This window comes from Neobacillus oceani, assembly GCF_046237595.1.
Taxonomy (GTDB): Bacteria; Bacillota; Bacilli; order Bacillales; family Cytobacillaceae; genus Bacillus_D; species Bacillus_D oceani.
On record NZ_CP143543.1, the window covers coordinates 1,108,918 to 1,130,043 of the forward strand.

The following is a 21,126-nucleotide window of genomic DNA, read 5'->3' on the forward strand; positions in this document are numbered from 1 at the left end:
TTTGCACTATCAGACTATGTTTGGAAAGAGAAGGTGGGATGGGTAAACGCCCATTTTTAGTTATTTTCATCAGGGATACGAGCCTTCTTTTATCAAAAGACAGGAGTGGCGCAAATGGAAAACTTCCCAATCGGGCTTTTGGCTCTTATCGGCCTCGCTTCTTTCAGGCTGACCCGTGTAATCGTTTATGATAAAATTGCCGAATTTTTTCGCTCACCTTTCCTTGATGAAATAATCGAAGACGGGGAAATTTATATCACTCCAAAAGGAAAAGGGCTCCGGAAATGGATCGGCGAACTGATCAGCTGCTACTGGTGCACAGGCGTCTGGGTAAGCGCGGGACTCATTGGCGCATACTTTTATTTTCCGAAAATCGGAATCCCGGTTATCCTCATCTTCGCTGTAGCCGCCATCGCTAGCATCCTCGAAACAATAATCGGGCGGCTCCTAGGCGACTGAAGTGAACATGCTCCTCCTTGGCGCCATATATTATAGGGCAGGGAACTTCTAAGAAAGGAGCATGGAAATGGAGAAGAAACAGAAACGCCCCGTATACACAGCCAGGCCCGAACAAATCACCAAAGCCCAGCCGGACGATAAGCCCGAAGCCCCCAAGAAGAAAAAAGGTTGCGGCTGCGGCGGGAACAAAAAACGCGCGAATTAAGAATGAAAGCTGCCTTCCGGGGACAGCTTTTTTGTTTTTTTGGAAAAATGGGCCCATGCGATAAACCGGCGCCACAAGCCAATACACACCGCATAGCGGATAGAATTTCAACACGGTAGGCATAAAATCACCAACCCTGCGAAAAATAAAAATCAAATGGATTCAGGCAGGAAGGGTTGGATTATGAAAAAAATGTTAGTAGTCACAACAGCAGTTTTCGCTATGCTCACTGGTACAGCCTGTCAGGGCAGGGATGACACAACCAGCACGAGGCTTGCCCTTATGAAAACAACCAATCCCGAGCCTATACGTACCTTGGACAGCAACACCAAGACATCGGAGAAGGACGTCAAAAAGGAAGTCGCCTCCATGCCCGAACTTTATGATGTTGCCGTCATAAAAGGGAAAAAGGATATCCTGGTCGCCTACAAGGTTAAGCACATGTACCGTTTCAGGATGAAGGCGATTGAGAAAAAGCTGACAAAAAAGCTGGAGAAAAAATACCCGGATGCCAATTTCACCGTTTCAAGCGATTATAAAATATTCCTCGAAGCCTCAAGGCTAAAGGATGAGGTAAAGCGAGGAAAAATGTCCGGCAAAGAAGCGGAGGACCGCCTTCAGCAAATAATTAAATTACAGCAGGAGAAAACTTAAGGAGGCATGGATGATGGGCGGCTCAAATCAAAAAACTGCCGAACAGGAAAAGTATGGACAACTTCAAAAAAAGCATGAATTGAAGCGGCCTGTGGCAAAAAACTGCCTGAGGGCCTTTTGGGTAGGCGGCGCAATCTGCCTAGTGGGGCAGGCGGTCAGCTACTTTTACATTTATTTTTTTAATTTTACCGAGCAGACAGCGGGGAATCCGACCGTCGCGACGATGGTGTTTTTCTCAATGCTGCTGACCGGCTTTGGGATTTACGATCATCTTGGGCAATACGCGGGCGCCGGAAGCGGGGTTCCTGTTACTGGTTTCGGTAACGCCGTTATATCGGCCGCAATCGAGCACAGGACGGAGGGGTTCGTTCTTGGAGTTGGCGGGAATATGTTCAAGGTAGCCGGTTCGGTTATTCTTTTTGGGGTGTTTTCCGCCTTTGTCGTTGCCCTTATTAAAACATTGCTCATTATGTGGGGGGTCATTTAATGCTTAAGGGCGGCCAGACGTGGATATTCGACAGCCGGCCGGAAATACTGTCGACCGGCGTAACCGGCGGCCCATTCGAGGCGGCCGGCAATCTTGCGGAAGATTTTGATGTCCTCCACGATGATCTGTGGATGGGAGAGGACACATACGAAAAGGCGCACAGCCTCCTCATCGATAAAGCGGTCGAAACGGCCATGAAGAAGGGGGGCGTAACCAGTAAGGAAATTCAATTTTTTCTGGCGGGCGACTTGATCAACCAGATTACCCCAACAAGCTTCGCGGCCAGAAAGGCGGAAATTCCCTATTTTGGTTTGTTCGGCGCCTGTTCAACGTCAATGGAAGGGTTGGCTCTGTCGGCCTTTATCCTGAATTACGGGGGCGCTCGCTACATCCTTACCGGTGCGTCTAGCCACAATGCCGCTGTTGAAAAGCAATTCAGGTATCCGACGGAGTACGGCGGGCAGAAGCCGCCGACGGCACAATGGACCGCGACAGGCGCAGGCGTGGCCCTACTGCAAAAAAACAATGGTTCCGGCACGCTGCCGTATATAACGTCAGCGACAATTGGAAAGGTAATCGACATGGGGCTTACTGATCCGTTCAATATGGGTGGGGCCATGGCGCCTGCAGCGGCGGACACGATTGCGGCCCATTTCAGCGATACCGGCAGGGACCCATCATATTACGATTTAATTGTAACAGGTGACCTTGCGAAAGTTGGCAGCAGCGCCGCCTATGAACTTCTTGCCAATAAGGGGCTGAAAATCCGGCAAGACCAGTTCCGTGATTGCGGAATGATGCTTTTCAAAGAAAACCAGCCCGTCCAGGCGGGCGCAAGCGGGGCAGGCTGTTCCGCCATCGTCCTTTATGGGCATTTGCTGAAAGAAATGAAAAAAGGGACCTACAAGCGCATCCTTGCAGTAGCAACTGGGGCGCTCCTTTCCCCGCTTACGTACCAGCAGGGGGAAAGCATACCTTGTATCGCCCACGCGGTTTCAATTGAAATGGACGGGAGGCAATAAGATGCTGGCAATGTTTTTTTGGGCGTTTGTCACTGGCGGGCTAATATGCGTGATAGGCCAGCTCCTCCTTGATATCGGCAAACTGACCCCGGGCCATATGCTGAGCCTGATGGTCGTCATAGGGGCGGTTCTCGATGGCTTTGGCCTCTATGAACCATTCATGGATTTCGCCGGGGCTGGGGCTACCGTCCCAATCACCAGCTTCGGGAACTCACTCGTCCACGGAGCGCTCCAGGAAGCCGACCAGCACGGGCTTGTCGGCGTTTTGACCGGGATGTTCGAAGTAACTAGCTCAGGTATTTCAGCGGCAATCATTTTCGGTTTTATCGGGGCGCTCGTTTTCAGGCCGAAAGGATAAAATTTTTCGAATAGGAATCTTAAAGCGGATGGGATGAGGCCTATACACTTTGTCTACGCTTCACATACTGTAGTAGTGAAAGTAGAAAAGTGAGGTGACTATCTATGGGCTGGGGATTCGGTGGCTGCGGATACGGCTATGGCGGCGGTTATGGCTACGGCGGCGGCTATGGTTATGGTTCCACATTTGTCTTGATTGTGGTGTTGTTCATCCTGTTGATTATCGTAGGCGCAAGCTTCTACTAATACAGGAATAAAGCCCTGCTGGACATCCAGCCGGGCTTTTATTAACCATCAAGATTCTTTTTTAATAGGGAACACTTTCCTTTCACATAATCGCGCTGCCTTCATACTATAAAGTAGCCTATGAAGGAGCGTGACGACAGAAATGGATAACGGCTTTTTCAAAAACATTGAAAAAAAGACCGGGGTCAATATGAAGGATATCTTTGACCTTGCCGCATCTTTGCAAAACGCGAATTTTAAAGATGAAAAGACCGTACGGGGCGTCATCCAGCGGGTGTCCCATATAGCGCGCAAGCCAGTGACGAAGGACGTCGAGGACAAAATTGTCCAATCCATCATCAACGATGGCAAATCGCTTGATTTTAACACAATCGCGAATATGCTGAACAAAAAATAACAAAGGTCCGGCCGTTTCAATATGTGGCCGGACTTTTGTTTTGATAAGGGATGGAACTAAAGTACTGCCTTTTTAAGATGCTAGTATGTCCCGCCTTTAGTGTGCTCTTCCTCTTCATAGGCAATGACGACAAGATTCTTGTTCGCCTGTCCGCTCAGGGATTTTTCGAAGGATTTAATTTCATGGACCAATTGCTCGGACAAATCTGCGGCGTTATATGTTTTTTCTTCCATCACTCTCACCTCTTCTATATCATTGACAGTAAAGGAAACGAATATTCAATGAAGGGAGAGTAGGGATGGATATTGAAATTAGGCGGCCAACTGGTGGCGATACCATTGAACTGCACCGCTTTTTTCGGACTGTCATAGTAGATACATACAGAAAAGAAGGCATTGGCGATCAGGTGGACGACTTGGAGGAAGAGATAAAAACGAAAGAGTATTACCTGGCAACGGACCTTGCCACCAATGGCCGCGACAGGTACTTTTTAGTGGCGGTCACTGGTGAAAGGATCGTGGGCTCAATTGAATTTGGCCCCGCAAGCAGCCTCATCCGGGAATGTACGGATGGCGAGTTAAGCGGCCTTCTGGAGGTTGGGACCGTATTCGTCCATCCCGAATTCCAGCAAAAAGGGATTGGCAATTTGCTGTTTGCATCGATAGTTGGGGTGCTTAGGGATAAGGGGATTGAGGAATGCTGCCTAGACAGCGGGTATCGAAATGCCCAGAAAATCTGGAAAAAGAAATTCGGCGTACCCCATTATGTGTTAAAGGATTATTGGGGTGAAGGGTTTGACCATATGATATGGAGGGTCGATGTCCGTTAAGGAAGGCAAACAGAAAACAGGGCACTCTGCCATTTTCGGCAGCAGTGCCCTGTTTGTTTTTGGCGAAAAAAGAATCCAAGCATCCTTTATCGCTTTAAATCCTTCCTTACAGGAGTGAGGAACCTCGTCGGGTTGGCCGCTCGGTTGCGGCGCATCGACGGGACGGAAATGTACAGCCGTTCCATCGCCCTAGTGATGGCGACATAAAAGAGCCTGCGTTCCTCCTCAAGCGGGGCTGAATCCCCGTTCCGGAGGCTTTCAAGCGCATAATCATGCGGCAGGCTGCCATCTACGGCCCCGAGGATATAAACGGTTTTGTATTCAAGCCCTTTTGCGCGGTGGATCGTACTAAGGGTAATGGCGCTCGTGAAATGTTTGCCGAGATTCTTGATTTCCCTGTTCATCGCGGCCATATGCGACGCATGTTCCAGCAAAGCGGGAATGGCATCGAACGGTTTCGAGGCGACCTTCAAATCTTTTACATCATCGGAGCCTTTTTCGAGCTTGTTCCCTTCGCTTCCGCGTTTTTTTAAATAATCAAGGAATCCAAGTTCTTTTTCAATTTTCTCAATCGCGGCATTTGGTGCAAGGCCCCGCATCGTTTTTAACGCAGATACAGCCGATTTTAGTTTTTTCTGCTGGAAGGCATGGGCCGTTTTGACTTTTCCGAGCGCCTCGAGGGCGGTGCAGTCGTCAAGGATGGTCGCCGCTTTTATATCCGAAAGGACTTCCTGTTTTAAAAACAATGCCGGAAGGATGGAGGCGACTGCCAGGATGTCATCCTCATCAACAGCAAGCTTCAGGAATCCGAGGACCGTTTTCACCGTCCGGCGTTCATAAAATGATTCGGCATCCTGTTCGATTCGGAAGGGGAGATTCGACGTGGCGAGCCGTTCGAAAATCGCCCGTGAGCCGGCATGAGTCCGGTAAAGGATTGCGAAATCGCCGGGATCGGCGCCAGCCGCAATCTTTTCCTGGATGTCGGTCACCACCATCGTCGCCTCTTCCTCTTCGTCATACGGGAAAAATACTACTGGGGGAATGCCCGCTGTTGATTGCGCGGCCATTTCCTTCCTGCGCCTTTTTTTGTTATAAGAAATAATTCGGTTCGCCGCGGCGACGATTTCGTTTGTTGATCGGTAATTCTGGCTTAATAAAACAAGCCTCGCACCTGGAAAATCATGCTCAAAATTAAGAAGGAACTCGGGCGAGCTGCCTCGGAATGAATAAATCGTCTGGTCGTCATCGCCGACGGCGCAAACATTTTTTGTTTTTGCCGAAAGCATTTTAATCAATTCATATTGGACCTTGTTAATATCCTGGAACTCATCAATAAGGAAATAACGGAACCGGTCCTGGTACATTTCAAGAATGTCCGGTGAAGTTTGGAACAATTCGTGGCAGCCGGTCAGCATATCGTCGAAATCAAACAGGCCCTGTCGCTGTTTATAGACTTCATAGCGCTCATAGAGAAGGAGCGCGGTTTCCTCCCATTCGGAGTCCGCCTTGACTTCCGCGGGTGACAGGAGTGAATTTTTCCAATAACCGATTTGCTGCAGGGCAAGGTCAAACGGGAACTCCTTTTCGGACAATCCTAGCTCCCTGGCCGCATCCTTGATGATCCGCTCCCGCTGCCATTCCTTTTTCAGCAGCCTGTCCCCATTCCACCTGTCGCGGTCCGCATGCATCAGGATTCGATAGAAGATGCTGTGGAATGTCCCGGACACAAGCTTTGAGAGAAGCTCGCTTTTCATGTTTGGATAACGGAGGAGGCGTGACTTCATTTCCTGTGCGGCTTTCGTTGTAAACGTGACAAGCATGATTTCAGAAGGGGCGATGCCGCGTACATCCAGCATGTAGGCGGTCCTTGCCGTTAGCACCCGGGTTTTCCCGCTCCCGGCACCGGCAAGGACAAGGATCGGCCCTTCCGTTTCAGTCACGGCCGCAGCTTGGTTGCCATCGAGCGTAAAGCCTTCCGACTCAAGCAATTTTAAATAATCGTGCGGGTCTTCAGGTACCGGAAGGACCGCGGTGGCTGCTCCTCCGCGGATGGCAAGCTCCTGCGCAGCCTGGAAGGATTCGCCCACCGGTTTTGAGGTCGGTACCCGGAATCCTCCGATTTCACGTGTTTCCCGGATGGCATTGGTCGCATCAGGGCATTTTTTTTCAGAATCATAAAGATGGAAAAAATGCGGCTCTTGTTCAATCCCCAAGTAAAGCCGGACGGGCTCAAGGCACGCAGGACATGAAAGTTCCCCATTCCGGCCAGACAAATAGATCTTTTGATAACGCTCGCGGCTTAATGTATGTAAATGAATCGTTCCGTTTTTAAAAATTGCTGATTTCATTCTACTATCCCCATATCTAACAGTCATAACACGAACTCTATGATAACAGACATTTAGCGTTCCCGGAAGTTTCGATTGTCCCGTTTTTTGCACAGGCGGCTGAGGCTTGATGGTTTGAGCCGTTCGAGTATCGGGTAAAGGAGTGTCGATCCAGATCATGATGAAACGAGGCGTGGCAATGAAGAAGACCGTCGTATACAGCCTGGTGCTGCTAATGGGGACGGCAATCACATGTATTTTGCTTGAGTATTACCGATTGGGATCCCTTTTAGGATTTATGTTCATAGCTTCATCCGTCTCTGCCGGGCTATTGTATTCGGCGGTGAACCAGGATTTCGGTGCCGAGGATAGAACAGGTGACTTTTACCTATAAAAAAGCTCTTGCCACGTAGTCAGGCAAGAGCTTTTCAGCTTATCTAGGAAATTATACAATAGAACCTTGTGAATAACTCGAAATAAGTTATTGTAATCCAGCTCCACAAGGAAAGCTACGGCAGCATAGCATCGCACGAAGGAAAAGTGTTTTTCTTTTCCGAGGAGCGCCTAGCCCCTCTCTGGTCTAAGCCGGTTCCCTCCGGAGGGCAGGCCCGTCCTGCGGGCCCCGTCTTATGCTGGTCGGGGCTGACCACTAAGGAAAGCTCCTTAGAATAATCATCGCAGGGACAAGCGATTTTTGCTTGTCGCGAAGGCTCTTGCGCATTTTGTTTCTATATGGATTTCACCATCGTTTTATGCGGAATTCCCGCGTCAAGGAATTCATCGGAAACAACTTCGTAACCCAGTCCTTCGTAGAAGGGAATCGCATGGACCTGGGCATTCAGTTTAAGCTTCTGTGCTCCCTGCTCCTTCGCGTATTCCTCGATTTTGTTCATGATGGCTTTGCCGGCGCCCGTACCGCGGGCTTCCTTCAGGACGCAGATCCGTTCCACTTTCCCGTACCCATCGACAAAGCGGAAGCGGCCCGCGCCCTGCGGCTCAGTCCCGTTGTAAAGGACAAAGTGGGCGCAATCATCTTCGTATTGATCTATCTCTTCTTCTTCGGGCACTTGCTGCTCAATAACAAATACCGTCATTCTTACTGAAAAGGCATCCTGTTTTTCTCTCTCGGTTGTGGCTAAAACAACATCCATAAAATTACTCTGCTTCCTTCCCAAGACGGAATGTTTCATAAACCGTCCACTGCCCGCTCTCAAGCTGATAGAGGAGGTGGAAGCGGTCGATTTCTTCTTCGTGGTCAATCCCTTGCATTTTGAGTGTCCCGTAAACATCGAAATGTTCATCATCGGACAGTTTTTGGCCAATCGTAATATGCGGGACAAATTTGTATGCTTGATCAGGGCTGTTTACAATGTCATTCAACTCTTTATGAAGGGCAATGATTTCCTCGCTTGGCTCGACCTTCAAATAGATGACATTGTTTACAGGATGAAAGGAGCTAATCTTGGATGTTCTTAAACTGAAAGGTTCATGTTTTTCTGATGCATCACGAAGCTTCTTTGCTAGTGTTTCAGCTTCTTCTTCGGATGATTCAAATGCATTAACCAGCGTAAGGTGCGGCGCTATCAGGGCATAATGGGGATCATACCGTTTTCGGTAAGAATTCACCCAGTCCTGAAGCTGTTTTGTTGGGAAAAGCGCAACTCCGAATCTCATACGACCTACCTCCAAGAGTCCAAATTTGCTGTATGTTATTATACAGCAGATGGTTTTTGTCCTTCAAAATATTATAGCAAATTTGTTTCCGAAAATATATTGTTGGCAAGGCAGATTGAAAAATATAGATAAAAAGTCTGTCGAATAAAGTGATATAAGCACTGTAAATAATTTTGTAATGAGAAAAAAGCTTTATTGAAAAAAGAATTTAAAGTCGGATGCCTTGCCGAGCCTCCAGACAGTTATCTAAAAAATAACTCCTTAATGGCTGCCCGGAGGTCCGGCTGCCAATAGGTCCAAGCATGGCCGCCTTCGAATTCCCGGTACTGGCAGCTGATCGGTTTTTTTGAGAAAAGAGAGTTCAGTTCCCTGTTTGGCGAGAGGAAATCCGCTATTTTCCCATTAACCAGTTCAGCCTCATCTTCCTTGTTCCCGACCGAATGGTAAATATGGAGGGGCGGATTCCCGCTGTATTTTTTTACGGCATCCAAAATGGCATCATTCACATAAGGCGATTGGGCCAGCACTTTTCCGAATGTGTTCGGATAAAGGAGCGCCGCATGCAGCGCAACTGTTCCGGCTAGAGAATCTCCGGCAAGCGCGCGGGTCGAACCCATTTGGTATGTCGGGTATTCCCTGTCAAGCCACGGAACGAGTTCGTGGGCAAGGAAGCGGAGGTACGCATCATGCTTATCACCATCAGGATGATACTTACTGCGCCGGTCGTCCGTGTCCTTATATGGGATACCGACAATGATCAGATTCTCAATCTCCTTTTTTGTTAAAAGTTCATCGGCAAGCGTCCCGATTCGGCCAAGCCTGAAATAATCCTGTCCATCCTGTGCGATCAGGATCGAATATTTATAAAGAGGCGAAAAAGTTGCGGGCAGATGGATCAATAATTCGACCGTCTCGCCCAAGGCAACGCTTTCAAATTGAACTTCCTGGACAGTTCCACGCTGGTATTCCATTGCATTTCCTCCGGCTCGTTTAGATTGTCAAAAAAATTTTACCATAATAGGTACGGAAAAGCTTTTCGGAAAGGAAAGGGAGTAGCTGTTCATCGAAAGATAATGTCAAAATTGTGGACAGTTGGGGGGATTGGCAGGGCAAGGGGAGATTTCCGGAAGTACAGGAAGAATTCCAGAGGGCAAAACTTCAGGGGGTCGATAGTTCAGTGCTTGCAAAGAGATAGCAGGCTTTCCACTAAAACAGCTGCAAAGTCTCTTTTTCTGGTAAAATGGATATACTATTAATAGGACATGGAGGGGGTTTCGATGAGAGAGATTGATTTTATCAAACTGACGGAAAAAATAGCAGAACGGAAGCCGGCTGTGGAAAGGGAACTTTTACTAGGGAAGAATGAAGACCGGCTTTTCCGGAAGCGGCCCCGGGATCCGCATGAAGCTGAAGTACTTGATCGATTGAGCGTCGAGAAATGGAAACGATATGTCAAAGAGGGGAAAATAAAGTACCTGGGGAAGAGGGAATGGTACTATGACCCAAGTTGAAAAGGGAAAACTTGACCTGAAACAGTTAGCGAATAAAACGCAGTTTGAAAAGATGGTCGGTGTGGTTGCGATATTGACTAAGATTTTTCAGGAGCAAAACCTTAAACCGATAATTGTTGGGGGACTTGCAGTTGAAATCTATACTCATAGCGACTATACAACAGTCGATATTGATATCGTCTTCAGCCAGTGGACACTTGCGAAAGACGTCCTCTCCAAATTAGGTTTCAAGCAATATGGCAGGCATTTTTTTCACGAAGAGCTTCATGTCAGCATTGAAGTCCCGGGAGATATGCTTGAGGATTCCGATGAGGATAAAGTCATTAAAATGAATCTTCCCAATGGGGACTTCGTGTATGTAATAGGGATAGAGGATATTATCCTAGACCGCCTAAGAGCTTGCAAGCACTGGAAATCAACATCGGATTGTGAATGGGCAAAGAGGCTTTACCTCATCCATAGCGAAACAGTCGACAAAGATTATTTGATTCAATGCGCGAAACGCGACCAGACTAATGATCTTTTATTGGAATGGAAACTTTAATAAACATTTTTCAAACCACGGATTTTGGCTGTTGCATTAAATTGCCATCCTGATTATAATAAATCCAACCTAATTGAATACAGGCGTTGAAGAGGAAAAGTAGAATGAAGTTATTTTTCACAGAGAGCTTCGGGTGCTGAAAAGAAGCAAAAATACTCATTTGAAAAATGGCCTCTGAGCCCCGTACTGAAAGCGCGGAATCGTGCGAGTAGGCTGCGGCGAGTGCGGGCCCTCGTTACCAAAGCCACAGTATAAGAGCAGTCTGGCTGCTCCGTACTTGCAGAGACTGGCTGTGCGAGCGGCTGGTGAATGAAGGTGGAACCACGAGACAATAGCCTCGTCCTTATCTAGTTTTTAGATGAGGGCGGGGCTTTTTTGTTTTTTTAAAAAGGAGGAGATTGGAATGGCAGTTTTTATTGGAGGGGCATGGCCGTATGCGAATGGATCACTACATCTTGGCCACATCGCAAGCCTGCTTCCAGGTGACATATTGGCTAGGTATTACCGGCAAAAAGGGGAAAGGGTGCTCTATGTTTCCGGCAGCGACTGCAACGGGACGCCGATTGCGATAAGGGCGAAACAGGAGGGGATCTCACCCGATGAAGTAGCGGACCGCTATCACAAAGAGTTTGAGGATACGTTTAGGAAACTTGGCTTTTCCTACGATTGCTACACCCGGACGGACTCCCGGCACCACCACGAAACCGTCCAGCAGCTTTTCCTGACGCTTTTGGGGAACGGACATATTTATAAAAAAGAAATCGAGCAAACGTACTGCGAAACATGCGTGCAGTTTCTGCCAGATCGCTATGTTGAAGGGAACTGCCCTCATTGTGGGCAGCACTCGCGCGGAGATCAGTGCGACCATTGCTCAGCGATTCTCGACCCGCTCGATTTGTTGGAAAGGAAATGCAAGCTTTGCGGCACCCCGCCAACTGTCAGGAGCACCGAACATTTTTATTTTTCCCTTGGTAATTTCCAAGAGCGAATCGGCGAATATGTGGGTGAGGCGAAAAATTCGTCAGCCTGGCGGGAAAATGCCATTCAGTTAAGCGAGCGTTATTTGCGAGAGGGACTGCAGGACAGGGCGGTATCAAGGGATATGGACAGGGGCATCAGCATTCCTGTAAAGGGGTATGAAGAGAAGAAAATATATGTCTGGATTGAAGCTGTGTTTGGCTATTACTCAGCGGGGAAATCGTGGGCGGAGCAGACTGGCGCCGATGATTCGGGGTATTGGAGTGACAAGGTGAAGGCGTATTATGTACATGGAAAAGACAATATTCCGTTCCATAGCCTAATCTGGCCTGCCCTCCTGATGGGTGCGGGAATTCCCGCTTTGCCATCCCATATTGTTTCGAATGAATATCTTACTCTTGAAAAGAAAAAGATTTCCACGAGCCGCAACTGGGCCGTCTGGCTGCCGGATATTACAAAGGATTATGATCCCGATTCAATCCGTTATTTTCTCACCATCAACGCTCCAGAAAGCCGGGATACCGATTTCTCTTGGCGGGAGTTCATTTACAGCCACAATTCCGAACTGCTGGGAGGATACGGGAATTTGGTGAACAGGACATTAAAGTTTATTGAAAAATATTATGGCGGTGAAGTTCCGGAGGCGGAACTGGATCCTGAAGTCGCCCAGGAGGTTACTCGAGTTTACAAGTCGGCGGGGCGGCTAATTGAAGAAGGCCATTTTAAAAAGCCTTTGGAGGAAGTTTTCGAGCTTATAAGGTTCGCAAATAAATATTTCGATGATCAAAAGCCGTGGAAGCAGGTTGTGGAAGACAAGGATGAATGCGAACGGACGCTGTTTAACTGTGTTGTTGTCCTTACGAATCTGGCGAGGCTCCTTGCGCCGTTCCTTCCGTATTCAAGCGGGAAGCTGAACGCTATGCTTGGCGTTGATGAGGGTTCCTGGGAGCCAGTTTTGGCTTTTTCCGGGGGGATAAGGGAGGTCGAGCCTCTTTTTGAACGAATTGACTTGGGGAAGATTGAGGAAGAAGTTGAGAAGTTAAGAAGAAGCGGGATGTAGGTAGATTTGAGTTGCGAAATTTATTCGGTGGGGTGGCGAATTTGCGGATAGAGCAGGCATATTTCCAAGAGAAACCGGGAACTTCAGGATAAACCGGGAAAACATGAGGATAAACAAGAAGAATCTCAGGATAAAACCGTAAGAATCTCATGGAATCGATAGCAAAGTGCTTGCAGTATAATACTGAAACAATCAAAAATGAGGTGGCTGAACAATGCAGCCACCTTTCCTATTCTGCGAGAACGTCCCGATACTCTTCCTTCCGTTCGAGCACTTTTTTTGCAAAAGAACAGGCCGGGATGATTAGTTTCTGCTCTTCCTTGGCAAAATCCCCAATGCGGTAGACAAGTTTTTTTCCTAGTCCGCGCCCATTCTGATCTTCATCGACCAGCGTGTGGGTGACGGTAATGATTTCTTTGCCATCCTTCCCGGCGCCGCCTGGAACATACTGAATCCGCCCGATTACTTTACCGTTCTCCTCAATGTAAAACTCATTGTTTCCATGTTTGATTTCTGCCATCTAACCAGCTCCTATCGAAATCTTTCATCCTCCATCATTTTCCCCAAAAAGAAAAGAATAATCGATGAGGTGAAAAAATTGATTATTCATGTGTATTATAGGTAGTAAAAAATGTTTCCTTGGGAGGGCCTGGAAAAAGAAAAAAAGAACCATTCATGGGAAATGGCTCTTCTTGAATATATATTAACTTACACGCCTTGGCTTGTATGGCCTTGCCGAGAGGATGTTTTCCAGCTTGAATGTGCGCATTTTATTCCTGAGCAGGCAAAACGCATAGACATCGTTTCCCTTTACGCCGCGAATAATCATTTTGCGTTGGGAAAGCTCGTTTTTCTTTGACAAATAAATGATTTCAAGAGGCATGTTTTCTTCCATTGAACGGAGAAGCATTCCATTCATCTCAACACCTTCTTTCTATTCCTATTATATACGAACATCCGTTCTTTATTCATCGTTTTTGCCTGGAAATTAAGGATTTTTTATAAAAAACTTTGTCTTGGATTCGGAAGGTGATGGTAAATTCTGCTGCTCGAAGCCGGTTTCCGGGGCCATACCGATTACCCGCTCAGGTTCGTGTCGAACGCCATTTTTTACGAAAAAAGAATCGCCTAGGTATATATAACAAAGAAACGCATTGAATTCGCTGCCGGATTCGATGCGTTTATTCATATGGAAAATATTCACTGGGATATTTGGGAAAATATCCCCTGTTTTTATTTTTGTCAAGCATGCTGAGTACCCAAATGGAATATTAAAAAAATCAGAAACGGGACTTTAGGTGGAGCCTATTTTGAATGTATTTCTTCCTACATTTATTAATATCTTTTTTACATTTGATTATTTATTCAAAACACCCCTCTATAAAAGACCTATTTTTCCCTTTGACCCCCATTATAAAACTCTCGGACATTTTCCTTTTCTTTTCCTTTAACTAGATATTTATTCATGCAGTTCCTTGTTTATTTTAACAAATCGGGTACTTATGACTATCCGTGTAAAAAAAGTAACAAATTTTTAATGTTTATCCCCTACTTTCTCCCCGAACCTGAAATGGGATGAATACTACCAGGGGAGTAAATAATCCCTTATTCACTTTTAACGAATAAAAATCTGGGGTTCAATTAAGAGGTGGACAAAAATCGCCACAATTCAGCAAATTTTTCATTTACCAAAATGTCGGAATAAGTGGAGGAATTATGGAAGAAACAATCAGCTTGAGAGAATTGATACAGACGTTAAAGAAACATCTGGTCCTTATTTTATCACTTGCCATTTTGGCAGTTGGGATAACCGGGGTTGTAAGCTACTCCTTTTTAACACCAGTGTATCAATCCTCTACACAAATCCTTGTAAACCAGGCAAAAGATGAGAAGGCGGTTTATAGTACCGCGGATGTTCAAACCAATCTTCAGCTCATTAATACATATAATGTCATTATTAAAAGTCCGGCGATTCTGGATTTGGTCATAAGGGAGCTAGATTTGGATCTATCCTTTCAGGAGTTGAATGAAAAAATCCGTGTGGCGAGCGAAAAAGATTCGCAAGTTGTAACAATTTCTGTGCAGGATGAGAATCCTGACATGGCGGCAAAGATTGCAAATACGACAGCAGCGGTTTTCCAGCAGGAAATCGCAGCGATTATGAATGTCGACAATGTCAGCATTTTGGCCACTGCACAAGTGTCGGAAGGGCAGGCACCGGTTAAACCAAGGCCTCTCTTGAACATGATGGTAGCACTTGTTGCCAGCTTGATTGCAGGGGTAGGCTTGGCATTTATAATCGAGTATTTTGACAACACAATTAAGACTGAAAAAGATGTTGAGAGGGTTCTTGGCCTTCCTGTCCTTGGCATCATACCTGTGATTGAGGATGCAAAATTGCAGACGAAGAATGCGCCACAGTCAGTAAAGCCATTGGAAACAAGGGGTGAAACAGTTGGTTCTTAAAAGCAGAAAGAATAAAGGTTTTTCCAATCGAAGGAAACTTATCGCATCACTTGATCCGAAATCCATCGTTTCCGAGCAATATCGGACAATCCGAACAAACATTCAGTTTTCCTCTGTAGATGAAGATATTCAAGCAATTATGGTGACGTCTGCCGGGCCAGGGGAAGGAAAATCGACAACGGCAGCGAATTTGGCGGTCGTTATGGCCCAACAGGAAAAGAAGGTGCTTCTTGTCGATGCGGATCTCCGCAAACCGACGGTACACTACACGTTTGATTTAGTGAATCAGTATGGGCTTACAAGTGTACTTTCAAAAAGCAAATCGTTGGAACAGGCAATACGGCCAACAGAAACCCCTTTTCTATCGGTTTTAACAAGCGGGCCAATTCCTCCGAATCCTGCTGAGCTTTTAGGTTCAAAATCAATGAAGGAAATGCTGGAGGAAGCTAAAAACCGGTTTGACGTGATTATTTTTGATACGCCGCCAACACTGGCGGTCACTGATGCCCAAATACTGGCAAACCTTTGTGACGGTGTTCTCCTGGTCCTATACAGTGGGAAATCCGAGAATGAACAGGCAACCAAAGCAAAAGACCTGTTGGTAGCCGCAAATGGGAGGATTCTTGGCGTCGTTCTTAACCAGAAAAAAATAAAGAATGACAGCTATTCTTACTATTACGGCACGTAAACCGTAGTTTGTTTTAGTTAAAGGAAGGGATGGTACGATGATTGATATTCACTGTCACATTCTTCCCGGCATCGATGATGGGGCAACGGCGATGGAAGAAAGTGTGGAAATGGCGCGGGAAGCTGTAAAGGAAGGCATCCGGGCAATCATCGCGACGCCCCATCATAATCGTTTTTACGAAAATCCAAAAGAGGCCGTCATTCAGAAGGTAGCTGAATTGAACAACAGGCTTATGGAGGAGAATGTTCCTCTTTCCATCTTGCCAGGGCAGGAGCCGGCTATCAGCGGGGACTTTCTCGAAGAGTATCAAAAAGGGAATATCCTGACGTTGAATAATACTCAATATGCTTTTATGGAACTTCCGTCGGGCGATGTGCCGAGATACACTTCACAGATTTTGTACGAGCTGCAAAATTTCGGGGTCATCCCCATCATTGTCCATCCTGAGCGGAACCAGGGAATCATTGAGCGGCCGGATATCCTTTATGAGCTAATTAGAAATGGGGCTTTGGCGCAGCTTACAGCCTCGAGCATTTGCGGGGTGTTCGGGAAGAATATAAAGAATTTTTCCCTGCGGTTAATCGAGGCCAACCTTGTCCATTTTATCGCTTCGGATGCGCATAATATCCAAAGCCGGACTTTTCATATGCAAAGGGCTTTTGAAGAAATTGGAACGAGATACGGTAACGACTTTGCCTCCTTTTTTAGGGAGAATGCCGAACGGTTGATTGAAGGTAAAAACGTCTACAAAGACGAGCCGCAAAAGGTGAAAAGGAAAAAGCTTCTCGGTATTTTCTGATAAGACTTTGGAATTGGCAATAGTTCATTTATAAATCTCAGTTAATCAATAGGTTTAATCAATTAATGAAACCCAAAAATTCTCCTTGCCGCTTTTTTGGCCATAGTATTGGAGGAATCAATTTAGTTGGCAACGCTTAGCTTTTAGGACTTTTTAATAAAGGAGGATTTCGATGAGTTTCCACAAACGTTTTCTGTTGTTGGCAGTTCTCGACTCGGTACTAGTGTTGGCCGCCGCGGTTATTAGCTATATCCAATTTCAGCCGCTACTCGGATCGGTCCCTGATCAAGAGCTCTTGCTTAATTCTCTTATCTTGCTGATTAGCTATTATATTTTCGCAAATAGTTTCCTTTTGTATAACAAATCATGGGAATATGCAAGTGTCATGGAGCTGAAAAGTATTTTCAAGGCTGTCACACTTACAATCATTACCACTGCGGCTTTCCAACTGTTTACTTCATCGAATTTTTATCCAAGGATGCTGCTTTCTGTATGGATGATGACGATGTTTTTAGTAGGAGGCTCGCGGTTTTCCTGGCGCTTGTATTTGGACTATTGCCTTAAGCCCAAAAAGGATATGAAAAAAGTTCTTATCATAGGCGCAGGGCAGGCAGGAACTCTAGTGGCCCGACAGCTCTTAAACAATCCCGAATTGAGGCTTGTCCCCGCCGCTTTCATTGATGATGATCCAGGGAAATTGAAATTACACATACTAGGCATCCCTGTGGCAGGAACAACGGAAGAAATTGTCGAGGCCGTAGAAAAATACGGAATTAATAAAATAGTCATCGCCATTCCTTCATTAAAGAAATTTGAGATGAACAAGATTTATCTCGAATGTTCAAAGACGAAAGTGAAGACGCAAGTAATGCCGAAGATTGAAGATGTCATGCTCGGAAAAGTCGCAGTTAGCCAGTTTCGCGATGTGGGCGTTGAGGATTTGTTGGGGCGCGAACCGGTAGAGCTGGATATTGATGGAATATCTGAATACATATCCGGCAAAACAGTCCTTGTAACAGGGGCTGGAGGTTCGATTGGTTCGGAAATTTGTCGGCAAATTTGCAAGTTCTCACCCGAAAAAGTTGTTTTGCTAGGCCATGGAGAGAACAGTATTTATCAGATTGACATGGAACTTCGCAACAAGTACGGGGATACGATTGAAATTGTACCGGCAATTGGGGATATCCAGGACCGTGAACGGATGATGGAAGTAATGGCAGATCATCAACCGGATGTAGTCTACCATGCTGCCGCCCATAAGCATGTTCCGCTTATGGAATACAATCCGAGGGAAGCTGTGAAAAACAATGTAATGGGAACAAAAAATGTCGCTGAAGCAGCCCATCAATATCATGTTGGCACGTTCGTTCTCATTTCCTCGGATAAAGCGGTAAATCCGACGAATGTGATGGGAGCGACGAAAAGGATTGCGGAAATGGTCATTCAGCATCTAGACAAACAAAGCAAGACCAAGTTTGTTGCCGTCCGCTTTGGGAATGTGCTTGGCAGTAGGGGCAGTGTCATTCCGCTTTTTAAAAAGCAGATAAAGGCAGGCGGGCCAGTGACAGTGACCCATCCTGAAATGACACGATATTTTATGACCATTCCTGAGGCATCCCGACTGGTTATCCAGGCCGGTTCCCTCGCCAGGGGTGGAGAAGTGTTCGTCCTTGACATGGGTGAGCCGGTAAAGATTGTCGATCTGGCCAAAAATCTTATTGAATTGTCCGGGTTTTCGCTTGATGAAATTACGATTAAATACTCCGGCATTCGGCCGGGGGAGAAAATGTTCGAAGAGCTTCTTAATGAAAACGAAGTGAATGATGTCCCGATCTATCCGAAGATTCTTGTTGGAAAAGCTTCGCCAAGCAATTATGAGATGATAACGAATCTTATCCAAAATTTCTATTCCTTTAATGAACGTGACCTTAAAGACTATGTTTTGAAACTAGTGAACAAAAAAGAAAAGCATTTATCCGCGATTAGCAAGTGAAAATTGAACAAATCTAACCACGATGGCATTCGCGGCCTGAGGAGGCATTTCTTTTATGAATTTCGCAATTATTGGCTGCGGATTCAAAGCAAGGAGTCATGCGGCGGCAATCAACCGGATCCCGGAAGCAAAATTGGCCGCCGTCTGCGATTTAGATGAATCAGCCATGGAGCAGTACAAAGAGTACGGGGCGAAGGCTTATACAAATTACAATGCGCTACTTGCGGAAGATGGAGTGGATGCAATTTGCATCTGTACCCCTGCCAGTTATCACGCAGTACTTGTGGAGCAGGCAGCCGCGGCAAAAAAACATATTGTCCTTGACCAGCCGATGGCGTTGTCGCTTGATGAAACGGAACGGATCGTGGAGGTTTGCCGGGAGAATGATGTGAAGCTTACAATTGTCCATCCACACCGTTTCCGGCCTGTAGTCATGGAGCTGAGAAAAATCATCGAAGCAGGAATGCTCGGAAAAATCAGCCATGCAAGTGCCAGGATCAACTTGAACAGGAACAGGGATTTCTGCGCCGAGTCCTTGTGGCGGGGAGCGAAACTGCATGAATGCGGAGGGTTAATGGGCCAGGCAATTGACTATTCTGATTTGCTTCTTTGGTTCTTGGGACAGCCGAAGCAGGTATTCAGCATGGCGGCGACGGGAATCAGCAATTTGGAAGGTGAAGGGGTTGCAGCCGGGCTAATCCAGTTTGAATCGGGTGCGCTTGGTACGATCGAAATGTCGACCGCCGTTTATTACCGTAATTTTGAGGAGTCAATAACCATCTTTGGAGAAAAGGGAACCGTTAAAATTGGCGGCCCCAACGCCCTTTCGTTCGAACATTTTGATGTTCGAAATTTGTCTGAAACAGAAACTGAACGGATTTTGGAAAAAGTTAAATCAGACCCATGGGGAGTTCCAGGCCATGAGCAAACGATTTCCGATTTAATTCAATCCGTCAAAGAAAACCGGGAGCCCCTTGTAACAGGTGAGGATGGCAAGAGAGCTCTCGAGCTAGTCCTGGCATTTTACAAATCAGCAAGAAATAACTCACCAATCGGAATGAGAAGAGGAGTTTTAGTATGAGTACTCAAGTAAAAGAAAGCAAATTGGCCGATGAACTGATTGAAAAGCTTCAAACGAAAACAGCGACAATCGGCGTTGTGGGGCTTGGCTATGTCGGATTGCCGCTCGCGGTTGAAAAAGCGAAAGCTGGTTTTAATGTCATTGGGTTTGATGTCCAGGAGGAAAAAGTCCGGGCTGTCAACAACGGAAAAAATTACATCGGTGATGTTATACCTGCTGATTTGGAAGCACTCGTGGCAGAAGGGAAGCTAATGGCGACATCGGATTACAATTTTATTGGCGAAGTAGACGCGGTTGCGATTTGTGTACCAACTCCATTGGACATTTATAAGCAGCCAAATATGAAATATGTAGAAAGCTCTGCCAAGGCGATTGCCCAGCACGTAAAAAAGGGGACGCTCGTAGTCCTCGAAAGTACAACGTATCCGGGTACGACTGAGGAATTGATCAAGCCAATCCTGGAGCAATCGGGCCTTGTTTGCGGCGAAGACTTCTTCCTGGCCTATTCACCTGAGAGAGTGGATCCGGGAAACAAAAGCTTTAATACGAAAAATACCCCGAAAGTAGTCGGCGGCATGACACCTGCCTGTACAAAGGTAGCCGCTGCCATGTACCGCACTGTATTGGAAGGGGAAGTCCATGAGGTTTCCAGCCCGGCGGTAGCTGAAATGGAAAAAATCCTTGAGAACACATTCCGTAATATCAATATCGCCCTTGCAAACGAAATGGCAATTCTTTGCAATAAAATGGGCATCGATGTGTGGGAAGTGATTGATGCGGCGGCTACGAAACCGTACGGATTCATGCCTTTCTATCCGGGGCCGGGCCTTGGCGGGCACTGCATTCCTATCGATCCATGGTACCTGACATGGAAAGCGCGCGAGTATAACTACCATACGCGGCTGATCGAAACGGCTGGCGAAATCAATGACAGCATGCCTGATTTTGTTGTACAGCGCTGCGCTGAAATGCTGAATGATCAAGGCAAAGCAATCAACGGTTCCAAAATCGTTGTCCTTGGCGTTGCCTACAAAAAAGACATTGATGACTACCGTGAATCACCAGCGCTGCCAATATTGGAAAGGCTGATCAATGCGGGTGCAGATTGGGTGTCGGTCGATCCCCACGTGAAGGAATTCAACCTGAATGGAAACCAGATTGTATGTAAGGAGTTACACAAGGACCTGCTGATAGAGGCGGATCTTGTATTAATTACGACCAATCATAGCTGCTTTGACCATGAAATGCTGCGTAACAATGCAAAGCTTATTCTTGATACACGGAATACATTTGAACCGCAGGTAGAATTCTCCGGAATCTACCAAAAAATCTAATATAGAAACAGTGAT

General features: G+C 46.5%; 26 protein-coding genes and 1 other annotated feature. Of the genes, 19 read left to right on the top strand and 7 right to left on the bottom strand.

All coding sequences use genetic code 11. From position 1 onward, the window contains the following. Window positions 1-114: 114 nt before the first annotated feature. From V1499_RS05545 to V1499_RS05580, 8 genes are all read left to right on the top strand, one after another. Window positions 115-459 carry a DUF1360 domain-containing protein gene (locus tag V1499_RS05545; RefSeq protein WP_409274461.1) on the top strand — a complete coding sequence of 115 codons (345 nt, stop codon included), beginning with the start codon at window positions 115-117 and terminating at the stop codon, window positions 457-459. 67 nt (window positions 460-526) lie between these two features. Beyond that, complete coding sequence (locus V1499_RS05550; protein WP_409274462.1) at window positions 527-664, top strand: hypothetical protein; 138 nt, start codon at window positions 527-529, stop codon at window positions 662-664. A 183-nt stretch (window positions 665-847) separates the two neighbouring features. Then, entirely contained in the window at window positions 848-1,318 is a 471-nt protein-coding gene (locus V1499_RS05555; RefSeq protein ID WP_409274464.1) for a YhcN/YlaJ family sporulation lipoprotein, read from the top strand. Window positions 1,319-1,331: 13 nt separating this feature from the next. Further along, the gene (gene spoVAC / locus V1499_RS05560; RefSeq protein ID WP_409276234.1) at window positions 1,332-1,805 is read left to right on the top strand and encodes a stage V sporulation protein AC; all 474 of its coding nucleotides are present in this window, start codon (window positions 1,332-1,334) and stop codon (window positions 1,803-1,805) included. Next, window positions 1,805-2,827, top strand: a complete 1,023-nt coding sequence (gene spoVAD, locus V1499_RS05565) for a stage V sporulation protein AD (protein ID WP_409274465.1) — start codon at window positions 1,805-1,807, stop codon at window positions 2,825-2,827. The genes spoVAC and spoVAD overlap by 1 nt, the downstream gene beginning before the upstream one ends. Window position 2,828: 1 nt before the next feature. Beyond that, the gene (spoVAE, locus tag V1499_RS05570) at window positions 2,829-3,185 is read left to right on the top strand and encodes a stage V sporulation protein AE (RefSeq protein ID WP_409274467.1); all 357 of its coding nucleotides are present in this window, start codon (window positions 2,829-2,831) and stop codon (window positions 3,183-3,185) included. Between the two features lie 104 nt (window positions 3,186-3,289). Continuing rightward, on the top strand, window positions 3,290-3,430 hold the full coding sequence (locus V1499_RS05575) for a YjcZ family sporulation protein (RefSeq protein ID WP_409274468.1): 141 nt from the start codon (window positions 3,290-3,292) through the stop codon (window positions 3,428-3,430). Window positions 3,431-3,572: 142 nt separating this feature from the next. Further along, window positions 3,573-3,827, top strand: coding sequence for a stage VI sporulation protein F (locus V1499_RS05580; protein WP_409274469.1), 255 nt, complete (start codon window positions 3,573-3,575; stop codon window positions 3,825-3,827). A gap of 80 nt (window positions 3,828-3,907) precedes the next feature. On the opposite strand, the gene V1499_RS05585 is transcribed toward V1499_RS05580, so the two are convergent. Next, complete coding sequence (locus V1499_RS05585; RefSeq protein ID WP_409274471.1) at window positions 3,908-4,060, bottom strand: hypothetical protein; 153 nt, start codon at window positions 4,058-4,060, stop codon at window positions 3,908-3,910. Window positions 4,061-4,125: 65 nt separating this feature from the next. Between V1499_RS05585 and V1499_RS05590 the strand changes: the two genes are divergently transcribed. Next, window positions 4,126-4,656, top strand: coding sequence for a GNAT family N-acetyltransferase (locus V1499_RS05590; RefSeq protein WP_409274473.1), 531 nt, complete (start codon window positions 4,126-4,128; stop codon window positions 4,654-4,656). A gap of 86 nt (window positions 4,657-4,742) precedes the next feature. Here V1499_RS05590 and V1499_RS05595 read toward each other — a convergent pair whose 3' ends face one another. Then, complete coding sequence (locus V1499_RS05595) at window positions 4,743-7,004, bottom strand: UvrD-helicase domain-containing protein (protein WP_409274475.1); 2,262 nt, start codon at window positions 7,002-7,004, stop codon at window positions 4,743-4,745. Window positions 7,005-7,161: 157 nt separating this feature from the next. On the opposite strand from V1499_RS05595, the gene V1499_RS05600 reads away from it, so the two are divergent. Beyond that, window positions 7,162-7,377, top strand: coding sequence for a hypothetical protein (locus V1499_RS05600; protein ID WP_409274476.1), 216 nt, complete (start codon window positions 7,162-7,164; stop codon window positions 7,375-7,377). A 334-nt stretch (window positions 7,378-7,711) separates the two neighbouring features. On the opposite strand, the gene V1499_RS05605 is transcribed toward V1499_RS05600, so the two are convergent. The 3 genes from V1499_RS05605 to V1499_RS05615 form a co-directional block, all read right to left on the bottom strand. Beyond that, window positions 7,712-8,134 carry a GNAT family N-acetyltransferase gene (locus V1499_RS05605; RefSeq protein WP_316571692.1) on the bottom strand — a complete coding sequence of 141 codons (423 nt, stop codon included), beginning with the start codon at window positions 8,132-8,134 and terminating at the stop codon, window positions 7,712-7,714. Window positions 8,135-8,138: 4 nt separating this feature from the next. Continuing rightward, window positions 8,139-8,657, bottom strand: a complete 519-nt coding sequence (locus V1499_RS05610; protein ID WP_409274478.1) for a 2'-5' RNA ligase family protein — start codon at window positions 8,655-8,657, stop codon at window positions 8,139-8,141. A 242-nt stretch (window positions 8,658-8,899) separates the two neighbouring features. Beyond that, on the bottom strand, window positions 8,900-9,628 hold the full coding sequence (locus V1499_RS05615; protein WP_409274480.1) for an alpha/beta hydrolase: 729 nt from the start codon (window positions 9,626-9,628) through the stop codon (window positions 8,900-8,902). A 306-nt stretch (window positions 9,629-9,934) separates the two neighbouring features. On the opposite strand from V1499_RS05615, the gene V1499_RS05620 reads away from it, so the two are divergent. The 3 genes from V1499_RS05620 to metG all read left to right on the top strand — a co-directional run bounded on the left by V1499_RS05620 (window position 9,935) and on the right by metG (window position 12,750). Beyond that, a complete protein-coding gene (locus tag V1499_RS05620) occupies window positions 9,935-10,168 on the top strand; it encodes a hypothetical protein (protein ID WP_409274482.1) in 234 nt (77 codons plus the stop codon). Further along, on the top strand, window positions 10,155-10,712 hold the full coding sequence (locus tag V1499_RS05625; RefSeq protein ID WP_409274483.1) for a DUF6036 family nucleotidyltransferase: 558 nt from the start codon (window positions 10,155-10,157) through the stop codon (window positions 10,710-10,712). The genes V1499_RS05620 and V1499_RS05625 overlap by 14 nt, the downstream gene beginning before the upstream one ends. A 77-nt stretch (window positions 10,713-10,789) precedes the next feature. Next, window positions 10,790-11,060: a binding site (T-box leader), on the top strand. Between the two features lie 55 nt (window positions 11,061-11,115). Further along, on the top strand, window positions 11,116-12,750 hold the full coding sequence (metG, locus tag V1499_RS05630) for a methionine--tRNA ligase (RefSeq protein ID WP_409274485.1): 1,635 nt from the start codon (window positions 11,116-11,118) through the stop codon (window positions 12,748-12,750). Between the two features lie 229 nt (window positions 12,751-12,979). On the opposite strand, the gene V1499_RS05635 is transcribed toward metG, so the two are convergent. Together V1499_RS05635 and V1499_RS05640 are read right to left on the bottom strand one after the other, a co-directional pair. Further along, on the bottom strand, window positions 12,980-13,270 hold the full coding sequence (locus V1499_RS05635; protein ID WP_409274487.1) for a GNAT family N-acetyltransferase: 291 nt from the start codon (window positions 13,268-13,270) through the stop codon (window positions 12,980-12,982). Window positions 13,271-13,453: 183 nt separating this feature from the next. Next, complete coding sequence (locus V1499_RS05640) at window positions 13,454-13,669, bottom strand: hypothetical protein (RefSeq protein WP_409274489.1); 216 nt, start codon at window positions 13,667-13,669, stop codon at window positions 13,454-13,456. Between the two features lie 797 nt (window positions 13,670-14,466). Between V1499_RS05640 and V1499_RS05645 the strand changes: the two genes are divergently transcribed. The 6 genes from V1499_RS05645 to V1499_RS05670 all read left to right on the top strand — a co-directional run bounded on the left by V1499_RS05645 (window position 14,467) and on the right by V1499_RS05670 (window position 21,111). Then, window positions 14,467-15,216 (top strand): YveK family protein, encoded by a 750-nt coding sequence (locus V1499_RS05645; protein WP_409274490.1) that lies wholly within the window; start codon window positions 14,467-14,469, stop codon window positions 15,214-15,216. After that, window positions 15,206-15,904, top strand: a complete 699-nt coding sequence (locus V1499_RS05650; protein WP_409274492.1) for a CpsD/CapB family tyrosine-protein kinase — start codon at window positions 15,206-15,208, stop codon at window positions 15,902-15,904. Before V1499_RS05645 ends, V1499_RS05650 begins: the two co-directional genes overlap by 11 nt. A gap of 37 nt (window positions 15,905-15,941) precedes the next feature. Beyond that, on the top strand, window positions 15,942-16,703 hold the full coding sequence (locus V1499_RS05655; protein ID WP_409274494.1) for a tyrosine-protein phosphatase: 762 nt from the start codon (window positions 15,942-15,944) through the stop codon (window positions 16,701-16,703). Window positions 16,704-16,875: 172 nt separating this feature from the next. Continuing rightward, on the top strand, window positions 16,876-18,696 hold the full coding sequence (locus V1499_RS05660; RefSeq protein ID WP_409274496.1) for a polysaccharide biosynthesis protein: 1,821 nt from the start codon (window positions 16,876-16,878) through the stop codon (window positions 18,694-18,696). A 55-nt stretch (window positions 18,697-18,751) separates the two neighbouring features. Further along, window positions 18,752-19,777, top strand: coding sequence for a Gfo/Idh/MocA family protein (locus tag V1499_RS05665; RefSeq protein ID WP_409274498.1), 1,026 nt, complete (start codon window positions 18,752-18,754; stop codon window positions 19,775-19,777). Continuing rightward, the gene (locus tag V1499_RS05670) at window positions 19,774-21,111 is read left to right on the top strand and encodes a nucleotide sugar dehydrogenase (RefSeq protein WP_409274500.1); all 1,338 of its coding nucleotides are present in this window, start codon (window positions 19,774-19,776) and stop codon (window positions 21,109-21,111) included. The genes V1499_RS05665 and V1499_RS05670 overlap by 4 nt, the downstream gene beginning before the upstream one ends. Window positions 21,112-21,126 lie beyond the last annotated feature (15 nt).